Consider the following 16,843-nt stretch of genomic DNA (forward strand, 5'->3'; position numbering starts at 1 on the left):
GTCCCGAACACTTTCCTGCCGCGCAGGGAGGCGGGGAGCGGCTTGCCCAAAACCCACCCGGTTTCAGGTCAGCACAGATGAACGAAAACAAGATCCATGACGTAGCCATCGTCGGCTACGGCCCGGTCGGCCAGACCCTCGCCATCCTCCTCGGCAAGATGGGCTACAGCGTCGCCGTGTACGAGCGCTGGCAGTCCCTCTACCCGCTGCCGCGCGCGGTGTTCCACGACCACGAGATCCGCCGCGTATTCCGCATGATGGGCCTGGAAGAGGAACTGCAGGAGATTTCCCAGCCCTCGGCCTGCTACCAGTGGTTCAACGCCGACTGGAAGGTGCTGGTGGAAATCGACTGGTCGGCCGAGTCGATCAGCGACGGCCCCTTCGGCTACCTGTTCAACCAGCCGGGCCTGGAGGCCATCCTCGACCGTCGGGCCAAGGCCATCGCCAACGTCGAGGTCCACCAGGGCTGGGAAGTGCTGGGGCTGAGCCAGGACGCGCAGGGCTGCGAGCTGCGCATGCAACGCACCCAGCGCGGCGACGCGGCGCAGGCCACCGAGCAGCGCAGCGTGCGCGCCCGCTACGTGATCGGCGCCGACGGCGCCAACAGTGCGGTGCGCCGCGAATGCGGCATCGACTGGCAGGACCTGGGCTTCCAGGAAGACTGGCTGGTGGTCGACCTGCAGCCCAAGCCCGGCGTCGAGCTGGACGTGCCGGACATCGGCCAGTGGTGCAACCCGGCGCGGCCGACCACCATGGTCCCCGGCGGCCCCGGCTACCGCCGCTGGGAATTCATGCGCCTGCCCCACGAGAGCATCGAGGACCTGCAGAGCACCGAGAAGGTCTGGGAACTGCTGGCGCCCTGGGTCACCCCGGACACCGCCAGCCTGGTGCGCCACGCCGTCTACCAGTTCCGCTCGCGCATCGCCCAGACCTGGCGCCACGGCCGCGTGCTGCTGGCCGGCGACGCCGCGCACCTGATGCCGCCGTTCATGGGCCAGGGCATGTGCTCGGGCATCCGCGACGCCTGGAACCTGTCCTGGCGCCTGGACCTGATCTTCCGCGGCATCTGCTCCGACAAGCTGCTGGACAGCTACACCCTGGAGCGCAAGCCGCAGATCCGCGCGGTGATCGACGCCTCGGTGGAAATGGGCAAGGTGGTCTGCGTGGCCGACCCGCAGAAGGCCGCCGAGCGCGACGCCGCCTTCCTCGCCGGCGAAGTGCCGCCGCTGCCGCCGTTCCCCGGCCTGGTCGACGGCGTGGTGCACAAGGACGAGCGCAACGGCCGCGCCCTGGGCCCGGCCGGCTGCCTGGGCGTGCACGGAGAGATCGAGCGCGACGAACACCGCCAGCGCTACGACGACGCCTTCGGCCGCGGATTCCACCTGCTGAGCATCGGCGACGACCCGCTGGCCGGGCTGGACGAGGCGCACAAGGCGCTGCTCGAACAGCTGGAAGTGAAGGCCGTGCGCCTGAGCGAGGACGGCGCGCCAGGCACCTGCCGCGACCTGTCCGGCAAGTACCACCAGTTCCTCCGCGCCGCCGGGCTGCAAGCCGTGCTGGTGCGCCCGGACTTCTACATCTACGGCGGCATCGGCCACGCCAGCGAACTGCCGCAACTGCTCGACGCGCTGCGCCGCGATCTGGCGCTGCAGCAGGGCCAGGGCGGCGCGCTGCGCGAGGCGCGGCGGCCGCTCGCCGCCCAGGTCTAGGTCCCTTCTGCCGCGGGGCACTCCCCCGCGGCACCCCTCTGAAAACAACAACAAGAGACAGAAGCATGCTCAACATCAAGGTGAAAACGCTTGGTGCGGTCCTGGCCGCCCTGGCGATCGTCGAATGCCATGCCGCCGAGGCGCCGGCGCCGGGGGAGGGCGCTCTGTTCAAGGGCCTCTTCGGCGACAGCCTGGAGCGCGACTACGGCATTACGGTTTCCGGCCTGCTGGACATCGCCTACGCGCGCAACAACCGCTCCACCCACGACGAACGCGAGGACGGCCTGAGCAACCTGCCGCTCACCGGCATGTCCGACGAGGGCCTGGAGTGGGGCAGCCTGCACCTGTTCGTCGACAAGGCGCTCAAGGGCACCTTCATGCCGCGCATCACCCCGTTGCCGGGGCCCAAGCCGGAGGACTTCGCCTTCGGTTTCACCTTCGAGGCCAACTACGGGCGCAACGCCCAGTTCGCCCGGACCTTCGGCTGGGACATGCACTGGAACATGAACGAGGACGACGCCGCCAAGGCGCAGAAGGACAAGGACCGCTTCCTCGCCATCCCCAACATCGCCGCCACCGCCTACGTGCCCTACGGCCCGGGCTTCAACTTCATGGCCGGGGTGTTCGGCCCGGCAATGGGCTACGAGATCCCGCCGAACATCCGCCAGGCGCGCAACCCCTTCGCCAGCAAGACCTACGCCTTCGTCAGCGAGCCGGGCACCGTCTCCGGGGTGCTGGTCGGCACCCGCCTGCTCAACGACGACAGCGGCATCCTCGGCCTGGAGCTGGGCGTGGTGCAGGGCTGGAACAACCTGCGCGACAACAACGACGGCAAGTCGCTGATGGGCGCCCTGCGCTGGCGCGCGCCGGACATGAACACCTGGCTCGACTACGAGTTCATCGTCGGCGACGAGCAGAACGACAGCTTCTCCGACGTCCAGGCGCCGACCGCGCGGCTGGTCGCCGACAGCGGCCAGCTCAAGCAGCAGCACTCGCTCAACGGCTGGCACAGGTTCGACGAGCGCTGGTCCATGGGCGCCGAGCTGGTCTACGGCCACCAGGCCGGCGACGGCAAGGCCTCCACCGTGGACGTGGTGAACGGCCCCGGCTTCGACGGCGCCCGCTGGTGGGGCGCCAATGCGGTAGTCACCTACCAGTACCGCCCGGACCTGTCCTTCTCCCTGCGCGGCGAGCATTTCAGCGACCCGGACGGCTTCATCCTGTTCCCCACCAGCACCGCCCGCGGCGACTACAACGCCCTCACCACCGGCCTGCGCTGGGACGTGACCGGCAACCTCTCGCTGCGCCCGGAAGTCCGCTACGACTGGTTCGACCCCCGCGACCACGACCGCCCCTACGGCAACGGCCGCGACCGCTCGCAACTCTCCACCATGGTCGAAGCGCTGTTCTACTTCTGACCGCCCGCCAACGTCCCGAGTACCCATGCCATGCACAACAACGACAACAAATGGAATGCGCGCTACGAATACACGGCCGTGGCCATGCTCGCCCTGGGCTTCGGCCTGGTCGGCCTGGACCGCTTCATCATCCTGCCGCTGTTCCCGGTGATGATGAGCGAGCTGCACCTGGACTATCAGGACCTGGGCAACATCTCGGCGGTCCTCGCCATCGCCTGGGGGATTTCCTCGATCTTCATGGGCCGCCTGTCCGACCGCATCGGCCGGCGCAAGGTGCTGATCCCCGCGGTGCTGCTGTTCTCCCTGCTGGCCGGGCTGTCCGGGCTGGCCAACGGCGTCGCCGCGCTGCTGCTGATCCGCGCGGTGATGGGCGTCTCCGAGGGCGCCTTCACGCCCACCGCCATCGCCGCCACCGCGGAGTCCTCGCACCCGTCGCGGCGCGGGCTGAACATCGGCATCCAGCAGGCCTTCTTCCCGATCCTCGGCCTGGGCCTGGCGCCGATCCTCGCCACCCAGCTGCTGCTGGTGCTGCCGTCCTGGCGCTGGGTGTTCGTGGTGGTGTCGCTGCCCGGCTTCCTGCTCGCCTGGTTCATGTACCGCCGCCTGCGCGAGACCCGCGCGCCGGCGGCCGCTGATGTGCCCCAGGAGCAGGGCCGCTGGCTGGACGCGCTGCGCTACCGCAACGTGCCGCTGAACATCCTCGGCATGTTCTGCATGCTCACCAGCCTGTTCGTGCTCAGCGTGATGATGCCCAACTACCTCACCGACTACCTGCACCTGGGCGTGCAGCAGATGGGCTTCGTCATGTCCGCCATCGGCCTGGGCGGCTTCATCGGCCAGCTGGTGCTGCCGGGGCTTTCCGACCGCCTGGGACGCAAGCCGGTGGTGCTGGGCAGCTTCGTCGCCACCGGTGCCTGCATCTGGCTGCTGATGCACACCGGGGCCGAGCCGCTGACGCTGTTCGCGCTGCTGTTCCTCACCACCTTCTTCAACTTCAGCATGATCTGCATGACCGTCGGCCCGCTCACCGGCGAGTCGGTGCCGCTGCCCCTGGTGTCCACCGCCACCGGGCTGGTGGTGGGCATCGGCGAGGTGTTCGGCGGCGGCGTGGCGCCGGCCCTGGCCGGCTACATCGCCCAGCACCACGGCATCCAGTACACCCTCTACCTGGCCCTGGGCGGCGTGGCGCTCGGCCTTGCCGCCGCCAGCCTGCTGCGCGAGACCGCGCCGCTGCGGCGCAAGGCGCCGGTCGGGCAGGCCGGAGACGTGGCCTGAAGCCGCTGGCCGTTACCGCCGACAGGATGTCGGCAGGGCGGAGCCGGGCCGACCGTCCCGGCTTCGTCCGCGTCATGCGCGGGATGCGCATGCCATCGCCGGCGCCATCCGCGCCGGCCGATGTTCCTTCCCTCGCGCAGGGCCTGGGCGGCGCCGGTCACGAGCCGGCGCCGCCCGGTGCCACCTGATGTAGTATCGGCATTCCCACGCCCGCGACGACGAACCCTTCATGATCGACATCCACAACGTCACCGCCTTCCAGCAGCAGACCCGCGTGCTCGACGGCTTTTCCCTGCACATCGACGATGGCGAGAAGGTCGCCATCCTCGGCCCCAACGGCGCCGGCAAGAGCACCCTGCTCAAGCTGATCAGCCGCGAGCTGTACCCGGTGGAGCGCGAGGGCAGCCACCTGCGGCTGTTCGGCAGCGACACCGTCAACCTCTGGGACCTGCGCAGCCGCATCGGCTTCATCTCCCAGGACCTGCAGGACGACTACACGCCCTACACCCAGGCCCTGGACGTGGTGGTCTCCGGCTTCTTCGGCTCGATCGGCGCCCACGGCCACCTGCAGCCCAGCGACGAGCAACTGGAGCAGGCCCGCGCGCTGCTGGCGGTGGTGGAGATGGCCGGCCACGAGCGGACCATGTTCCAGCGCCTGTCCACCGGGCAGAAGCGCCGCCTGCTGCTGGCCCGCGCGCTGGTCCACCGGCCGCGCGCGCTGATCCTCGACGAGCCGGCCAACGGCCTGGACATGGGCGCCAGCCTGGGCATGCTCAAGCTGCTGCGGCGCTTCTGCGGCGAGGCGCACGCCATGATCATCACCACCCACCACATCGACGAGGTCATCCCCGAGATCGAGCGCGTGGTGCTGCTGGACAAGGGCCGCGTCGTCGCCGACGGGCCCAAGGCCGAGGTGCTGACCAGCGCCCGGTTGTCCGACCTCTACCAGACCGAGCTGCGCATCGACGAGCAGGACGGCTGGTACCGCTGCTGGCACGCCTGAAGCCGGCATCCCGATTCCCCTGACCCACCGGAGTAGAAACCCATGAAAGCCGCCATCGTCCATGCCTTCGACCAGCCGCCGCGCTACGGCGAGTTCGAGGCGCAGCCAGCCGTCGCCGGCGAGGTGCTGGTGCGCGTGCGCGCCGCCGCCCTCAGCCAACTGGTGCGCGCCCAGGCCAGCGGCAAGCACTACAGCAGCCCCCGGAGCCTGCCGGCGGTGCCCGGCGTCGACGGCGTGGGCCTGCTGGAAGACGGCACCCGCGTGTACTTCGCCTTCCCCCGCGCGCCCCACGGCGCCATGGCCGAGACCGTGGCGGTGGACGCGCGCTACTGCGTGGCGGTGCCCGACGGCATCGACGACATCACCGCCGCGGCCATCGCCAACCCCGGCATGTCGTCCTGGGCGGCCTTGCAGGAACGCGCGCACTTCAAGCCCGGCGAAAGCGTGCTGGTCAACGGCGCCGCCGGCACCTCCGGGCGCCTGGCCATCCAGGTGGCCAGGCACCTGGGCGCCTCGCGGGTGATCGCCACCGCGCGCAACCCGGCGGTGGAGGCGGAGCTGCGAGCCCTGGGCGCGGACCAGTTCATCCGCCTGGACCAGCCGGCCGAGCAACTGACCGCCGAGCTGCGCGAGGAAATCCAGGGCCGCGGCATCGACGTGGTGCTGGACTACCTGTGGGGCCCGCCGGCGGCCTGCATCCTCGACGCCGCGGCCAGCCACGGCAGCGGCGAGGCCTCGCCGCGCCTGCGCTTCGTCAACATCGGCTCGCTCGCCGGGGCGAGCCTGCCGCTGAACGCCGGCGCGTTGCGCAGCTCCGGCCTGGAGCTGCTCGGCAGCGGCCTGGGCAGCGTCTCCAACGAAGGCCTGGTGCAGGTGATCGGCCAGTTGCTGCGGGCCATCGAGCCGGCCGGGCTGAAGGTGGACGCCGAGGCGGTGCCGCTGAGCGAGGTCGAGTCGGCCTGGCAGCGCAGCGCCGCCGAGCGCATCGTCTTCACCCTGTGATCGGGGAGCCGCGGGGGAGGAATACCATGCTTCCCGGTAACCTGTAGGAGCGGGCCCTGCCCGCGATTTCGCGCGCAGGGCGCGCTCCTACATTGGAATGGCGAGGGTGGGCAGTGTAGGAGCTGATCTCATCCGCGAATCGCGCCGGGACGACCGGCTATCGCGGACAAGGTCCGCTCCTACGCCCGTGCTTCTTGGAACCGTAGGGGCGGACTCCGTCCGCGATTCGGGCTTCCGGAAGCGTAGGGCGAATAACCGTTCGCGGTTATCCGCCGATACGCCGAGGCCATGGCCGTGTGCCCAGGCCAACCCTGGAGCGTCGTAGGATGGCGTTGAGCGAAGCGATACCCATCGCCACGACCGCATGGGTTTCGCCAAGGCTCAACCCATCCTACGAAAAGCGTTTCGGCGTAGTCGGCAAGACTGTGATCAGCGCTTCCCATCGGCAGGCACGTACACCACCCCGGCCATCAGCCGGGCAATCGCCAAGGTCGACCAGTACGACAACCGCGGCGAGCTGCGGCGGGTTTGACCTCTTGCACTTTTTAAGGTAATCACCTTAGGCGTGGGGCCCGTTGCGCCGTCCGCCGTGCCTTTGCGCATGGCCCGGGTGCGCAGCGGCGCCGTATGGCGAACGATCCTGAGGAGGATGCCGCGTTGTCGAAACTGGCCAGCTATTACAACAACAAGATCGCCGTGGTCACCGGTGCCGGCTCGGGTATCGGCCGGGCCATTGCCCAGCATCTGGGCGCGCTGGGCGCCCGGGTGTACTGCACCGACGTCGATGGCGCGGCGGCGCAGCGCGTCGCCGAGGGGTTGCCCAATGCCGCCGGCGAGGCGCTGGACGTCACCGACGCCGCGGCGCTGGCGGCCTTCGCCGAGCGCGTGTATGCCCGCGAGGGCAGGGTGGACCTGCTGTTCAACAATGCCGGCGTCGGCCATGCCGGGCGGGTGGAGGACACCGAGCTGGCCGACTGGCGCTGGGTCTTCGAGGTCAACCTGATGGGCGTGGTGCACGGCATCCACGCCTTTCTGCCGCGCATGCTGGCGCAGCCCGGGCGCGGGCACATCGTCAACACCGCCTCCGGCGCCGGGCTGATCCCGATGCCGCGCACCGCGCCCTACTGCGCCTCCAAACACGCGGTGGTCGGGCTGTCGCAGTCGCTGGCGGCGGAACTGGCCGGGCGCAACGTCGACGTCACCATCCTCTGCCCGGGCACCATCGACACCGCCATCATCCGCAACACCCGCATGCGCGGGGCCGGCGCCGAGCAGCGGCAGTCGCGGGCCGTCGAGTACTACGCGCGGCGCGGCGTGTCGCCCGACCGGGTGGCGGCGGACGTGCTCACGGACATCAGCAAGGGGCGGCTGTTCTGCGTCACCCCGCGCAGCGAGGTGGGCGTCGGCTGGCTGCTGCAGCGCCTGTCGCCGCGGCTGATGCAGCGGATCATGCGGGCGCGCATGGACAAGGTCGAGGCTGCGGACTGAGACGCCGGGCGCGGGGCCGGCGAGCGGCCCCGCGCGTCACTCGGCCTGCTCGCCGGCGGCCGCGCGGACGTCGCGCGAGCGCACCAGGTAGGGCTCGAACAGCGCCGCCATCTGGTTGTAGCCCCAGTTCAGGTGCTTGCGGGTGACGCGCACGATGCCGTGCCGCGAGTGCAGGTACTCGATCCAGTAGGTGGAGACGATCCAGGCGTTCTCCAGCAGCGCCTCCACCTGTTCCTCGCGCAGGTTCATGCGCCCGCTGCCGATCATCGCCAGCAGCTTGGCGCGGCCGTGGGCCTGGACCTCGTCGGAGAGCGTCTGCAGGCGCGGGCGCAGGCTGGGGTCGAGGCCGAACAGGGTCATGCTGTCGCGGTAGAAGAAGCGCCATTCCCACATCAGCTGGAACCACAGGTGCAGGTCGTCCTGCTGCGAGGCCACGCGCAGCTGCTCGGCGGCGAACTGCTCGAACAGCTCGCTGACGATGTCGGCCTTCTTCTTGAAGTAGTAGTACAGGTTGCCCTCGTTGATGCCCGCCGCCTCGGCGATGGCCGCGGTGGTCACGGCGGCCACGCCGCTGCCGTTGAACAGCTTGCGGCACGTGACCAGGATGCGCTCCCGGGTGTTCTGGCGCTTCATGGGCTTCACCTGTTCGGCGGTTGACATTGTAAGGTGTTCACCTTAGATTCGGTTTTAAGGTGCCTACCTTAAAGCAGGCGCCGGGGTTTTTGCATCTTAGCGACGCTTCACCGCATAAAAAAGCATCGTCCGGCAGCGCCGGGCGTACGACAACAGCGTGGAGATCCAGATGTCGGTCGAGCATTTCGATGTACTGGTGGTGGGCGCCGGGCTGTCCGGCATAGGCGCCGGCCATCACCTGAAGACGCGTTGCCCGCAGCGCAGCCTGGCGATCTTCGAGGCGCGCGAGTCCATCGGCGGCACCTGGGACCTGTTCCGCTACCCCGGCGTGCGCTCGGACTCGGACATGTTCACCCTCGGCTACAGCTTCCGCCCCTGGAAGGCCGGCAAGGCCATCGCCGACGGCGCCAGCATCCTCGAATACATCCGCGACACCGCGCGCGAGTCCGGCGTGGACCGGCACATCCGCTTCGGCCACCGCATCGTCTCGGCGGCCTGGTCATCGCCCCGCGCGCTGTGGCAGCTGCAGGTCGAGGTCGGCGGCCAGCTGCGCGGCTTCACCTGCAACTTCCTCTACCTGTGCAGCGGCTACTACCGCTACGACACCGGCCACCTGCCGGCCTTCCCCGGCATCGAGCGCTTCCAGGGGCGCCTGGTGCACCCCCAGCAATGGCCGCAGGACCTCGACTACCAGGGCAAGCGCATCGTCGTGGTGGGCAGCGGCGCCACCGCCGTGACCCTGGTGCCGAGCCTGGCCGGCGAGGCGGCCCACGTCACCATGCTGCAGCGCTCGCCGTCCTACGTGCTGTCGCTGCCGGACACCGATGCCCTGGCCGACGGCCTGCGCAAGGTGCTGCCGGAGAAACTGGCGCACAAGCTGGTGCGCGCCAAGAACGTGCTGCTGAGCCTGTTCCTCTACCGCCTCTGCCGGCACCGCCCGGCGCTGGCCAAGCGCATGATCCGCGGCGGCATGCGCCGCTACCTGGGCGCGGACTTCCCGCTCGACCCGCACTTCACGCCCAGCTACCAGCCCTGGGACCAGCGCCTGTGCCTGGTGCCCAACGGCGACCTGTTCCGCGCCCTGCGCAAGGGCAGCGCCTCGATCGTCACCGACCGCATCGAGGGCTTCAGCGAGCACGGCGTGCGCCTGGCCTCGGGCCAGGAGCTGGCGGCGGACATCCTGGTGGCCGCCACCGGCCTGGAGCTGGTGCCCTGCGGCGGCATCCGCTTCGAAGTCGACGGGCGCCCGGTGGCCGTCGGCGACACCTACAGCTACAAGGGCCTGATGATGTCCGGGCTGCCCAACGCGGCGGTCTGCGTCGGCTACACCCACCTGTCCTGGACGCTGCGCGCGGACCTCGCCTCCCTCTACGTCTGCCGCCTGCTGCGCTACATGGCGCGCAAGGGCTACAGCCACTGCGTAGCCCAGGCGGACGACCCGCGGATGCCCGCCGCGCCGCTGCTGGACCTGCAGTCCGGCTACATCCTGCGCGCCGCGCCGCTGTTCCCCAAGCAGGGCCCGGGCGCGCCCTGGCGGCAGAAGCAGAGCTACCTGGGCGACCTGCTGGACATGCGTTTCGGTCGCCTGGCCCAGCGCAACCTGAAGTTCCACCGCGCCACGCCGGCCGGGGAGGCCCTGCAACCCGGCACCTGAGCCGCGCCGCTGCGGCTTCCCGTGACGATGACCAGGGCCGGCGCCACAGCCGGGCCCGCTACCAGACTGCGAAGGAACGACCATGGCCTTTATCGAACGTGAAACTCCCGGCGCCGGCGACGCGGCGCAGATCGCCGAACTGCAGCGGCTGCTCGCCGCCCAGCGCCGCGCCTTCCTCGCCGAGCCGATGCCCAGCCTGGCCCAGCGCCTGGCGCTGCTCGGCACCCTGGCGAACATGTTGCTGGCCAACCGCACGCGCATCCAGGAGGCCATCGCCAGCGACTTCGGCAGCCACCCGAAGCAGTTCGCCGACCTGGTCGAGTGCCTGGGCGTGGCGGGGCGCGCGCAGTACGCCGCCGAGCACCTGGTGAGCTGGATGAAGCCCCAGGCGCGGGCCCTGGACCCTGCCTTGTACGGCAGCGCCAACGCCTATGTGCAGCCGCAGCCCAAGGGCGTGATCGGCAACATGGCGCCGTGGAACTTCCCCTTCGACATCGGCCTGGGGCCGGTGGTGGAGATGCTCGCCGCCGGCAACCGGGTGATCGTCAAGCCTTCCGACCTGGCCCCGGCCTGCAGCGAACTGTTGCTGGAGATGCTCGCCAGCCACTTCGACGCCGAGCAGCTCACCGCCGTGGCCGGCGGCCTCGACCTGGCCCGGGCCTTCGCCGAACAGCCCTGGGACCACCTGATGTACACCGGCAGCACCGAGGTCGGCCGCCAGGTGGCGGTGGCCGCGGCGCACAACCTGGTGCCGGTGACCCTGGAGCTGGGCGGCAAGTGCCCGGCGATCATCGCCCCCGGCGGCCTGGACGAAGCCGCGGTGGAGCAGATCGTCGGCTGCAAGACCATCAAGAACGGGCAGATGTGCGTGACCGTGGACTACGTGCTGGTCCACGAGGACGACCGCGAGCGTTTCGTCCAGATGATCGGCGCCTTGCTGGACAGCCGCCTGCCGGGCTATGCCAGCCGCGCCGACACCACCGGCATCATCAACGCGCGGCACCTGCAGCGCCTGCTTGGCTACCTCGACGACGCCCGCGCCAGGGGCGCCAGCCTGGTGCAGTTCGGCGGCGAGGCACAGCCGCAGGCGCGGCGCCTGCCCTTCACCCTGGCCCTGGACGTGGACGATGGCATGCAACTGATGCAGCGGGAGATCTTCGGCCCGATCCTGCCGGTGCTGACCTACCGCGAGCTGGACCAGGCCATCGCCTACGTCAACGTCCACGAGCGGCCGCTGGGCATCTACGTGTTCTCGGCCCACCCGGCCAGCGCCCACCGGGTGCTCGGCCGCACCGTTTCCGGAGGCGCCTGCATCAACTGCGCGGCGCTGCAGGCCGCGGTGCCCAGCCTGCCGTTCGGCGGCATCGGCAAGAGCGGCAGCGGGCGCCACCACGGCCATGAAGGCTTCCTCGAATTCTCCAACCTGCGCTCGGTGGTCGAGCGCGGCCAAGACGACCTGGTACGCGCCATGTTCGCCCCCTACGGCGAACTGGCCGACGCCCTGATCGCCGCTGCCACCGGCGGTTGAGGGGAGGGGTTCGCGCCGGCCCGGCGGGCCGCGCGGCACATGCCAACCCCGCCGCGGCCGGGCCGCGGCGGACGTGGATCGAGTCATCCATCAAGGAGCGCCAAATGATAAGAACAATAAGGTTCGCCGGCTTCAGCCCGAAGATACTGGCGGTGGTGGTGGGCGTCGGCGTCAGTGCCGAGGCCTCGGCGGTCAATTTCAACATCGGCGAGATCCAGGGGCAGTTCGACTCCTCGCTGTCCATCGGCGCCAGCTGGAGCACCCAGAGTCCCAAGCAGGACCTGATTGGCGCGGCCAACGGCGGCCACGGCTTCACCCAGACCAACGACGACGGCCGGCTGAACTTCAAGCAGGGCGAGACCTTCTCGAAGATCTTCAAGGGCATTCACGACCTGGAGCTGAAGTACGGCGACTTCGGCGTCTTCACCCGCGGCAAGTACTGGTACGACTTCGAGCTCAAGGACGAAAGCCGCCAGTGGAAGGACATCGACGACCACGGCCGCAAGGAGGGCGCCAAGTCCTCCGGCTTCCAGCTGCTCGACGCCTTCGGCTACTACAACTACAGCATCGCCGAGAAGCCCGGCAGCGTGCGCCTGGGCAAGCAGGTGGTGAGCTGGGGCGAGAGCACCTTCATCCTCAACTCGATCAACAGCATCAACCCCATCGACGTCGCCGCCTTCCGCCGCCCCGGCGCCGAGATCAAGGAAGGCCTGATCCCGGTGAACATGGCCTTCATCTCCCAGGGCCTGACCGACCAGCTGTCGATGGAAGCCTTCTACCAGCTGGAGTGGGACCAGACCGTCATCGACAACTGCGGCACCTTCTTCTCCACCACCGACGTGGCCGCCGACGGCTGCCGGAACAACTACAACATCCTCGACCCGGCCTCGGTCGCCGGCCTCAACGCGCCGGCGACCAAGGCCGTGCTCAACTCCCTGGGCGTCACCGTCACCCCCGAGGGCCTGATGGTGCCGCGCGGCGCCGACCGCGACGCGCGCGACTCCGGGCAGTGGGGCCTGGCCCTGCGCTGGCTGGGCGACAACACCGAGTACGGCGCCTACTTCATGAACTACCACAGCCGCACGCCCATCGTCAGCATGCAGAACGCCAACCGCGGCGACATCGGCAATGCCCTGCTGGCGCTTTCCAGCCCGGCCACCGCGGCGCTGGCCCAGCCGATCCTGCTCGGCCGCGGCAGCTACTTCCTCGAATACCCCGAGGACATCCGCCTGTACGGCCTGAGCTTCTCCACCACGCTGCCGACCGGCACCGCCTGGAGCGGCGAAATCAGCTACCGGCCGAACATGCCGCTGCAGACCAACACCACCGACCTCACCCCGTTGCTGGCCACCACCGTGGCCGGCGGCTTCGCCAGCGGCGGCGTGGCCGGCGCGCTGGGGGCGGCCGGGCAGGTCAGCCACGGCTACATCCGCAAGGAAGTCACCCAGGCGCAGACCACCTTCACCCAGTTCTTCGACCAGGTGATGGGCGCCGAGCGCCTGACCCTGGTGGGCGAGCTGGGCCTGACCTACGTCGGCGGCATGACCGACGACGTCGGCGAGCGCTACGGCCGCGACGCCGTCTACGGCGTGCCGGAAAACCCGGCGGCGGCCAGCCGCTACGGCAGCCACGGCTTCTACACCTCGTCGTCCTGGGGCTACCGCGCGCGGGCCATCTGGGACTATCCCAACGTCGTCGCCGGCATCAACCTCAAGCCCAACCTGGCCTGGTCCCACGACGTCGACGGCTACGGCCCGGTGTTCAACGAGGGCAGCAAGGCCGCCAGCATCGGCCTGGACGCCGACTACCAGAACACCTACACCGCCAGCCTTTCCTACACCAACTTCTTCGGCGGCGATTACAACACCATCAGCGACCGCGACTTCGTCGCGCTCAGCTTCGGCGTGAACTTCTGAGGAGGGAGCCTGCATGAACAAGCCCAAGATACAGTTGCACGGCATCGCCCTGGTCCTGAGCCTGCTGGCGGGCCACGCGCTGGCGGCGGCCACGCCGGACGAACTGGCCAAGCTCGGCACTTCGCTGACGCCGCTGGGCGCGGAGAAGGCCGGCAACGCCGACGGCAGCATCCCGGCCTGGACCGGCGGCCTCAAGCCCGACGCCGCGCCGGTGACCGCCAATGGCTTCCTCGGCGACCCCTACGCCGGCGAGCAGCCGCTGTTCACCATCACCGCGAAGAACCTCGAGCAGTACCGCGCGCGCCTGTCCGAGGGGCAGCTGGCGATGTTCCAGCGCTACCCGGACAGCTACCGCATGCCGGTGTACACCAGCCACCGCTCCAACGCGGTGCCCGAGGCGATCTACGCGGCGGCGAAGGTCAGCGCCCGGAAGACCCGCCTGATCCCCAGCGGCAACGGCCTGGAAGGCTTCACCGACAGCCGCTACTACGCCTTCCCCATCCCGCATGACGGCCTGGAAGTGGTGTGGAACCACATCACCCGCTACCGCGGCGGCAACCTGCGGCGCCTGTACGTGCAGGCCGCGCCGCAGGTCAACGGCAGCTACAGCCTGGTCAACTTCGAGGACGAGGTGGCCTTCCCCGACAAGATGCCCGACCTGCCGGCGGACACCGCCGCCAACGCGCTGCTGTACTTCAAGCAGCAGATCACCGCGCCGGCGCGCCTGGCCGGCAACGTGCTGCTGGTGCACGACTTCCTCGACCAGGTGAAGCAGCCGCGCATGGCCTGGATCTACAACGCCGGCCAGCGCCGCGTGCGCCGCGCCCCGCAGGTGGCCTACGACGGCCCCGGCACCGCCGCCGACGGCCTGCGCACCTCGGACAACTTCGACATGTACAACGGCGCGCCGGACCGCTACGACTGGAAGCTGATCGGCAAGAAGGAGCTGTACATCCCCTACAACAACTTCCGCCTGGCCGCGCCGACGGTGAAGTACGCCGACATCCTCAAGGCCGGCCACACCAACCCGGAGCTGGCGCGCTACGAACTGCACCGGGTGTGGGTGGTGGAGGCGACGCTGAAGAGCGGCGAGCGCAACATCTACGCCAAGCGCCGCTTCTACCTCGACGAGGACAGCTGGCAGATCGCGATGTCCGACCTCTACGACGGCCGCGGCCAGCTGTGGCGGGTCGGCCGCGCCATGCTGATGCCCTACTACCAGCGCGAAGTGCCGGCCTACGCCTTCGAGGAACTCGACGACCTGATCGCCGGGCGTTACATCGTCACCGGCCTGAGCAACGAGGAGAAGACCTTCGTGCAGTTCGACCTCAAGGCCTCGCCGGCCGACTTCACCCCCTCGGCGCTGCGCAGCACCGGGGTGCGCTGAAACCCGGCCACCGCCCTGTGCGCGTGAGCGGGCAGGGCGGTGGCGCCTTGCTCGCCAGCGTGGCGTTCAGGCTTGGCCGGCGCCAAGCTCCGCCACTACCTGGTCGACGAAGCTGCGCAGCTTCGGCGGCATGCGCCGGTCGCTGGCGTACAGCAGGTGCACCGGCCGCGCCGGCATCTGCAGCTGGGGGAACAGCCGCACCAGGCTGCCCCGGCGCAGGTCTTCGGCGAGCATCGCCTCGGCGCCGAGGAGGATGCCCAGGCCGTCGCGCGCCGCGGCTCGCTGGGCGCGCGCGTCGTTGACCTGGAAGCGGCTGCCGCGGGAGAAGTACTGCAGGCTTTCGCTGTCGAGCATCAGCCAGTCGCTGGCCGCCGCGGGCGATTGGAAGGTGAAGCCCAGGCACTGGTGCCGGGCCAGCTCGGCCGGGGCGTGTGGCGTGCCGTGCTCGGCCAGGTAGGCCGGCGAGGCGCAGGCCACCAGCCGGTAGGGCGCCAGCGGCCGGGCCACCAGGCTGGAGTCGCCCAGGGTGCCAATGCGGATGACCGCCTCGAAGCCGTCGTCGATCAGGTCCACCAGGCGGTCGTTGAGCGACAGTTCCACCTGCACCTCGGGGTGCGCGCGCAGGTAGCGGCCGAGCAGCGGCAGCAGGCAGTAGGTGCCGTAGGTCACCGGAGCGCTGATGCGCAGGCGCCCGCGCGGCACCGCGCTGTGGTTCAGGGCCAGGGCGTCGGCCGCTTCCGCCTCGGCCAGCACCAGCTTGCAGCGTTCGTAGTACTGCTGGCCGACCTCGGTGAGGCTCTGCCGGCGGGTGGTGCGGTTGAGCAGCTTGACGCCCAGGCGCTCCTCCAGTGCGCCGACGTGCTTGCCGACCATCTGCGAGGACATGCCCAGGGCCGCGGCGGCGGCGGAGAAGGAGCCGCTGTCGGCGGCCTTGACGAATACCGCCATGCTTTGCAGACGATCCATGATTCAAAACTCGCGATTCAAAACCAATGGTTTCGGCACTTGCAAATGGAGGCCGATTTTTCCGCCTCTGGGTTTCAAATAGCATCCTGGCTTCCGGGTCGGCTGGCAAGCGCCGGCCGGCCCTCATCGAGAACGGACAACAGGAGACAGGCGATGCGTATCGGAATCATCGGGGCGGGCTTCATCGGCCGCGCCCTGGCAGAGCTGGGCGTGAAGAACGGCTACGAGGTCATGCTCAGCAACTCCCGTGGCCCGCACACGCTGACCAGCACCATGATTTCCCTGGGCTGCCGGATCGGCAGCGTGGAGCAGGCCGCGGGCTTCGCCGACCTGCTGCTGCTGGCGATCCCCTTCGGCCGCTACCGCGAGCTGCCGGCGCAGGCCTTCGCCGGCAAGATCGTGCTGGACGCCAACAACTACTACCCGCAGCGCGACGGCCAGTTCGCCGAACTGGACAGCCAGGCGACCACCACCAGCGAACTGCTGGCGCAGCACCTGCAAGGCGCCCGGGTGGTCAAGGCGTTCAACGCCATCCTCGAACGCGACCTGGTGGCCGACGCGCGGCCCGCCGGCGCCGCCGACCGCCGCGCGCTGCCGATCGCCGGGGACGATGCGCAGGCCAAGCAGGCGGCCGCTGAACTGCACGAGCGCTTCGGCTACGACGTGGTCGACGCCGGCCCCCTGGCCGAGGGCTGGCGTTTCGAACGCGCCCGCCCGGCCTACTGCCGGCGCCTGGACAGCGCCGGCCTGCGCGCCGCGCTGGCCGATACCGGGCCCAACCAGGCCGAAGGCGCCTGGCGCAGCTGACGCGGCGCGGGGGAGGGCTCTGGCGCGGGGGATTCTGGTTTGCCCCGAGTGACTCCG

13 protein-coding genes are annotated in these 16,843 nt (G+C 69.8%); 11 read left to right on the plus strand and 2 right to left on the minus strand.

Annotation, left to right across the window (positions count from 1 at the left end; all coding sequences use genetic code 11):
- Positions 1–77 precede the first annotated feature (77 nt).
- The 6 genes from mhpA to QSJ95_RS09675 all read left to right on the plus strand — a co-directional run bounded on the left by mhpA (position 78) and on the right by QSJ95_RS09675 (position 7,895).
- The gene (gene mhpA, locus QSJ95_RS09650) at positions 78–1,709 is read left to right on the plus strand and encodes a bifunctional 3-(3-hydroxy-phenyl)propionate/3-hydroxycinnamic acid hydroxylase MhpA (protein WP_285641963.1); all 1,632 of its coding nucleotides are present in this window, start codon (positions 78–80) and stop codon (positions 1,707–1,709) included.
- A gap of 65 nt (positions 1,710–1,774) precedes the next feature.
- Entirely contained in the window at positions 1,775–3,127 is a 1,353-nt protein-coding gene (locus QSJ95_RS09655; protein ID WP_285641964.1) for an outer membrane beta-barrel protein, read from the plus strand.
- A gap of 30 nt (positions 3,128–3,157) precedes the next feature.
- Positions 3,158–4,402 (plus strand): MFS transporter, encoded by a 1,245-nt coding sequence (locus QSJ95_RS09660; RefSeq protein ID WP_058070461.1) that lies wholly within the window; start codon positions 3,158–3,160, stop codon positions 4,400–4,402.
- A 229-nt stretch (positions 4,403–4,631) separates the two neighbouring features.
- A complete protein-coding gene (locus tag QSJ95_RS09665) occupies positions 4,632–5,405 on the plus strand; it encodes an ABC transporter ATP-binding protein (RefSeq protein ID WP_285641967.1) in 774 nt (257 codons plus the stop codon).
- Positions 5,406–5,447: 42 nt separating this feature from the next.
- Entirely contained in the window at positions 5,448–6,407 is a 960-nt protein-coding gene (locus QSJ95_RS09670) for a quinone oxidoreductase family protein (RefSeq protein ID WP_285641969.1), read from the plus strand.
- Positions 6,408–7,064: 657 nt separating this feature from the next.
- The gene (locus QSJ95_RS09675; RefSeq protein WP_052267898.1) at positions 7,065–7,895 is read left to right on the plus strand and encodes an SDR family NAD(P)-dependent oxidoreductase; all 831 of its coding nucleotides are present in this window, start codon (positions 7,065–7,067) and stop codon (positions 7,893–7,895) included.
- A gap of 36 nt (positions 7,896–7,931) precedes the next feature.
- Here QSJ95_RS09675 and QSJ95_RS09680 read toward each other — a convergent pair whose 3' ends face one another.
- A complete protein-coding gene (locus QSJ95_RS09680) occupies positions 7,932–8,528 on the minus strand; it encodes a TetR/AcrR family transcriptional regulator (protein ID WP_285641976.1) in 597 nt (198 codons plus the stop codon).
- Positions 8,529–8,697: 169 nt separating this feature from the next.
- Between QSJ95_RS09680 and QSJ95_RS09685 the strand changes: the two genes are divergently transcribed.
- The 4 genes from QSJ95_RS09685 (at position 8,698) to QSJ95_RS09700 (ending at position 15,013) form a co-directional block, all read left to right on the plus strand.
- Complete coding sequence (locus QSJ95_RS09685; RefSeq protein ID WP_285641978.1) at positions 8,698–10,182, plus strand: flavin-containing monooxygenase; 1,485 nt, start codon at positions 8,698–8,700, stop codon at positions 10,180–10,182.
- Positions 10,183–10,264: 82 nt separating this feature from the next.
- Complete coding sequence (locus tag QSJ95_RS09690) at positions 10,265–11,710, plus strand: aldehyde dehydrogenase family protein (RefSeq protein ID WP_058070455.1); 1,446 nt, start codon at positions 10,265–10,267, stop codon at positions 11,708–11,710.
- A 104-nt stretch (positions 11,711–11,814) separates the two neighbouring features.
- On the plus strand, positions 11,815–13,626 hold the full coding sequence (locus QSJ95_RS09695) for a DUF1302 domain-containing protein (protein WP_064582774.1): 1,812 nt from the start codon (positions 11,815–11,817) through the stop codon (positions 13,624–13,626).
- A gap of 13 nt (positions 13,627–13,639) precedes the next feature.
- The gene (locus tag QSJ95_RS09700; RefSeq protein WP_009623036.1) at positions 13,640–15,013 is read left to right on the plus strand and encodes a DUF1329 domain-containing protein; all 1,374 of its coding nucleotides are present in this window, start codon (positions 13,640–13,642) and stop codon (positions 15,011–15,013) included.
- Between the two features lie 66 nt (positions 15,014–15,079).
- On the opposite strand, the gene QSJ95_RS09705 is transcribed toward QSJ95_RS09700, so the two are convergent.
- On the minus strand, positions 15,080–15,979 hold the full coding sequence (locus tag QSJ95_RS09705; protein ID WP_285641985.1) for a LysR family transcriptional regulator: 900 nt from the start codon (positions 15,977–15,979) through the stop codon (positions 15,080–15,082).
- Positions 15,980–16,132: 153 nt separating this feature from the next.
- Between QSJ95_RS09705 and QSJ95_RS09710 the strand changes: the two genes are divergently transcribed.
- A complete protein-coding gene (locus QSJ95_RS09710; protein ID WP_285641987.1) occupies positions 16,133–16,786 on the plus strand; it encodes an NADPH-dependent F420 reductase in 654 nt (217 codons plus the stop codon).
- The last annotated feature ends 57 nt before the right edge of the window (positions 16,787–16,843 follow it).

Source organism: Pseudomonas sp. NBRC 100443 (assembly GCF_030268185.1).
Classification (GTDB): Bacteria; Pseudomonadota; Gammaproteobacteria; order Pseudomonadales; family Pseudomonadaceae; genus Pseudomonas; species Pseudomonas citronellolis.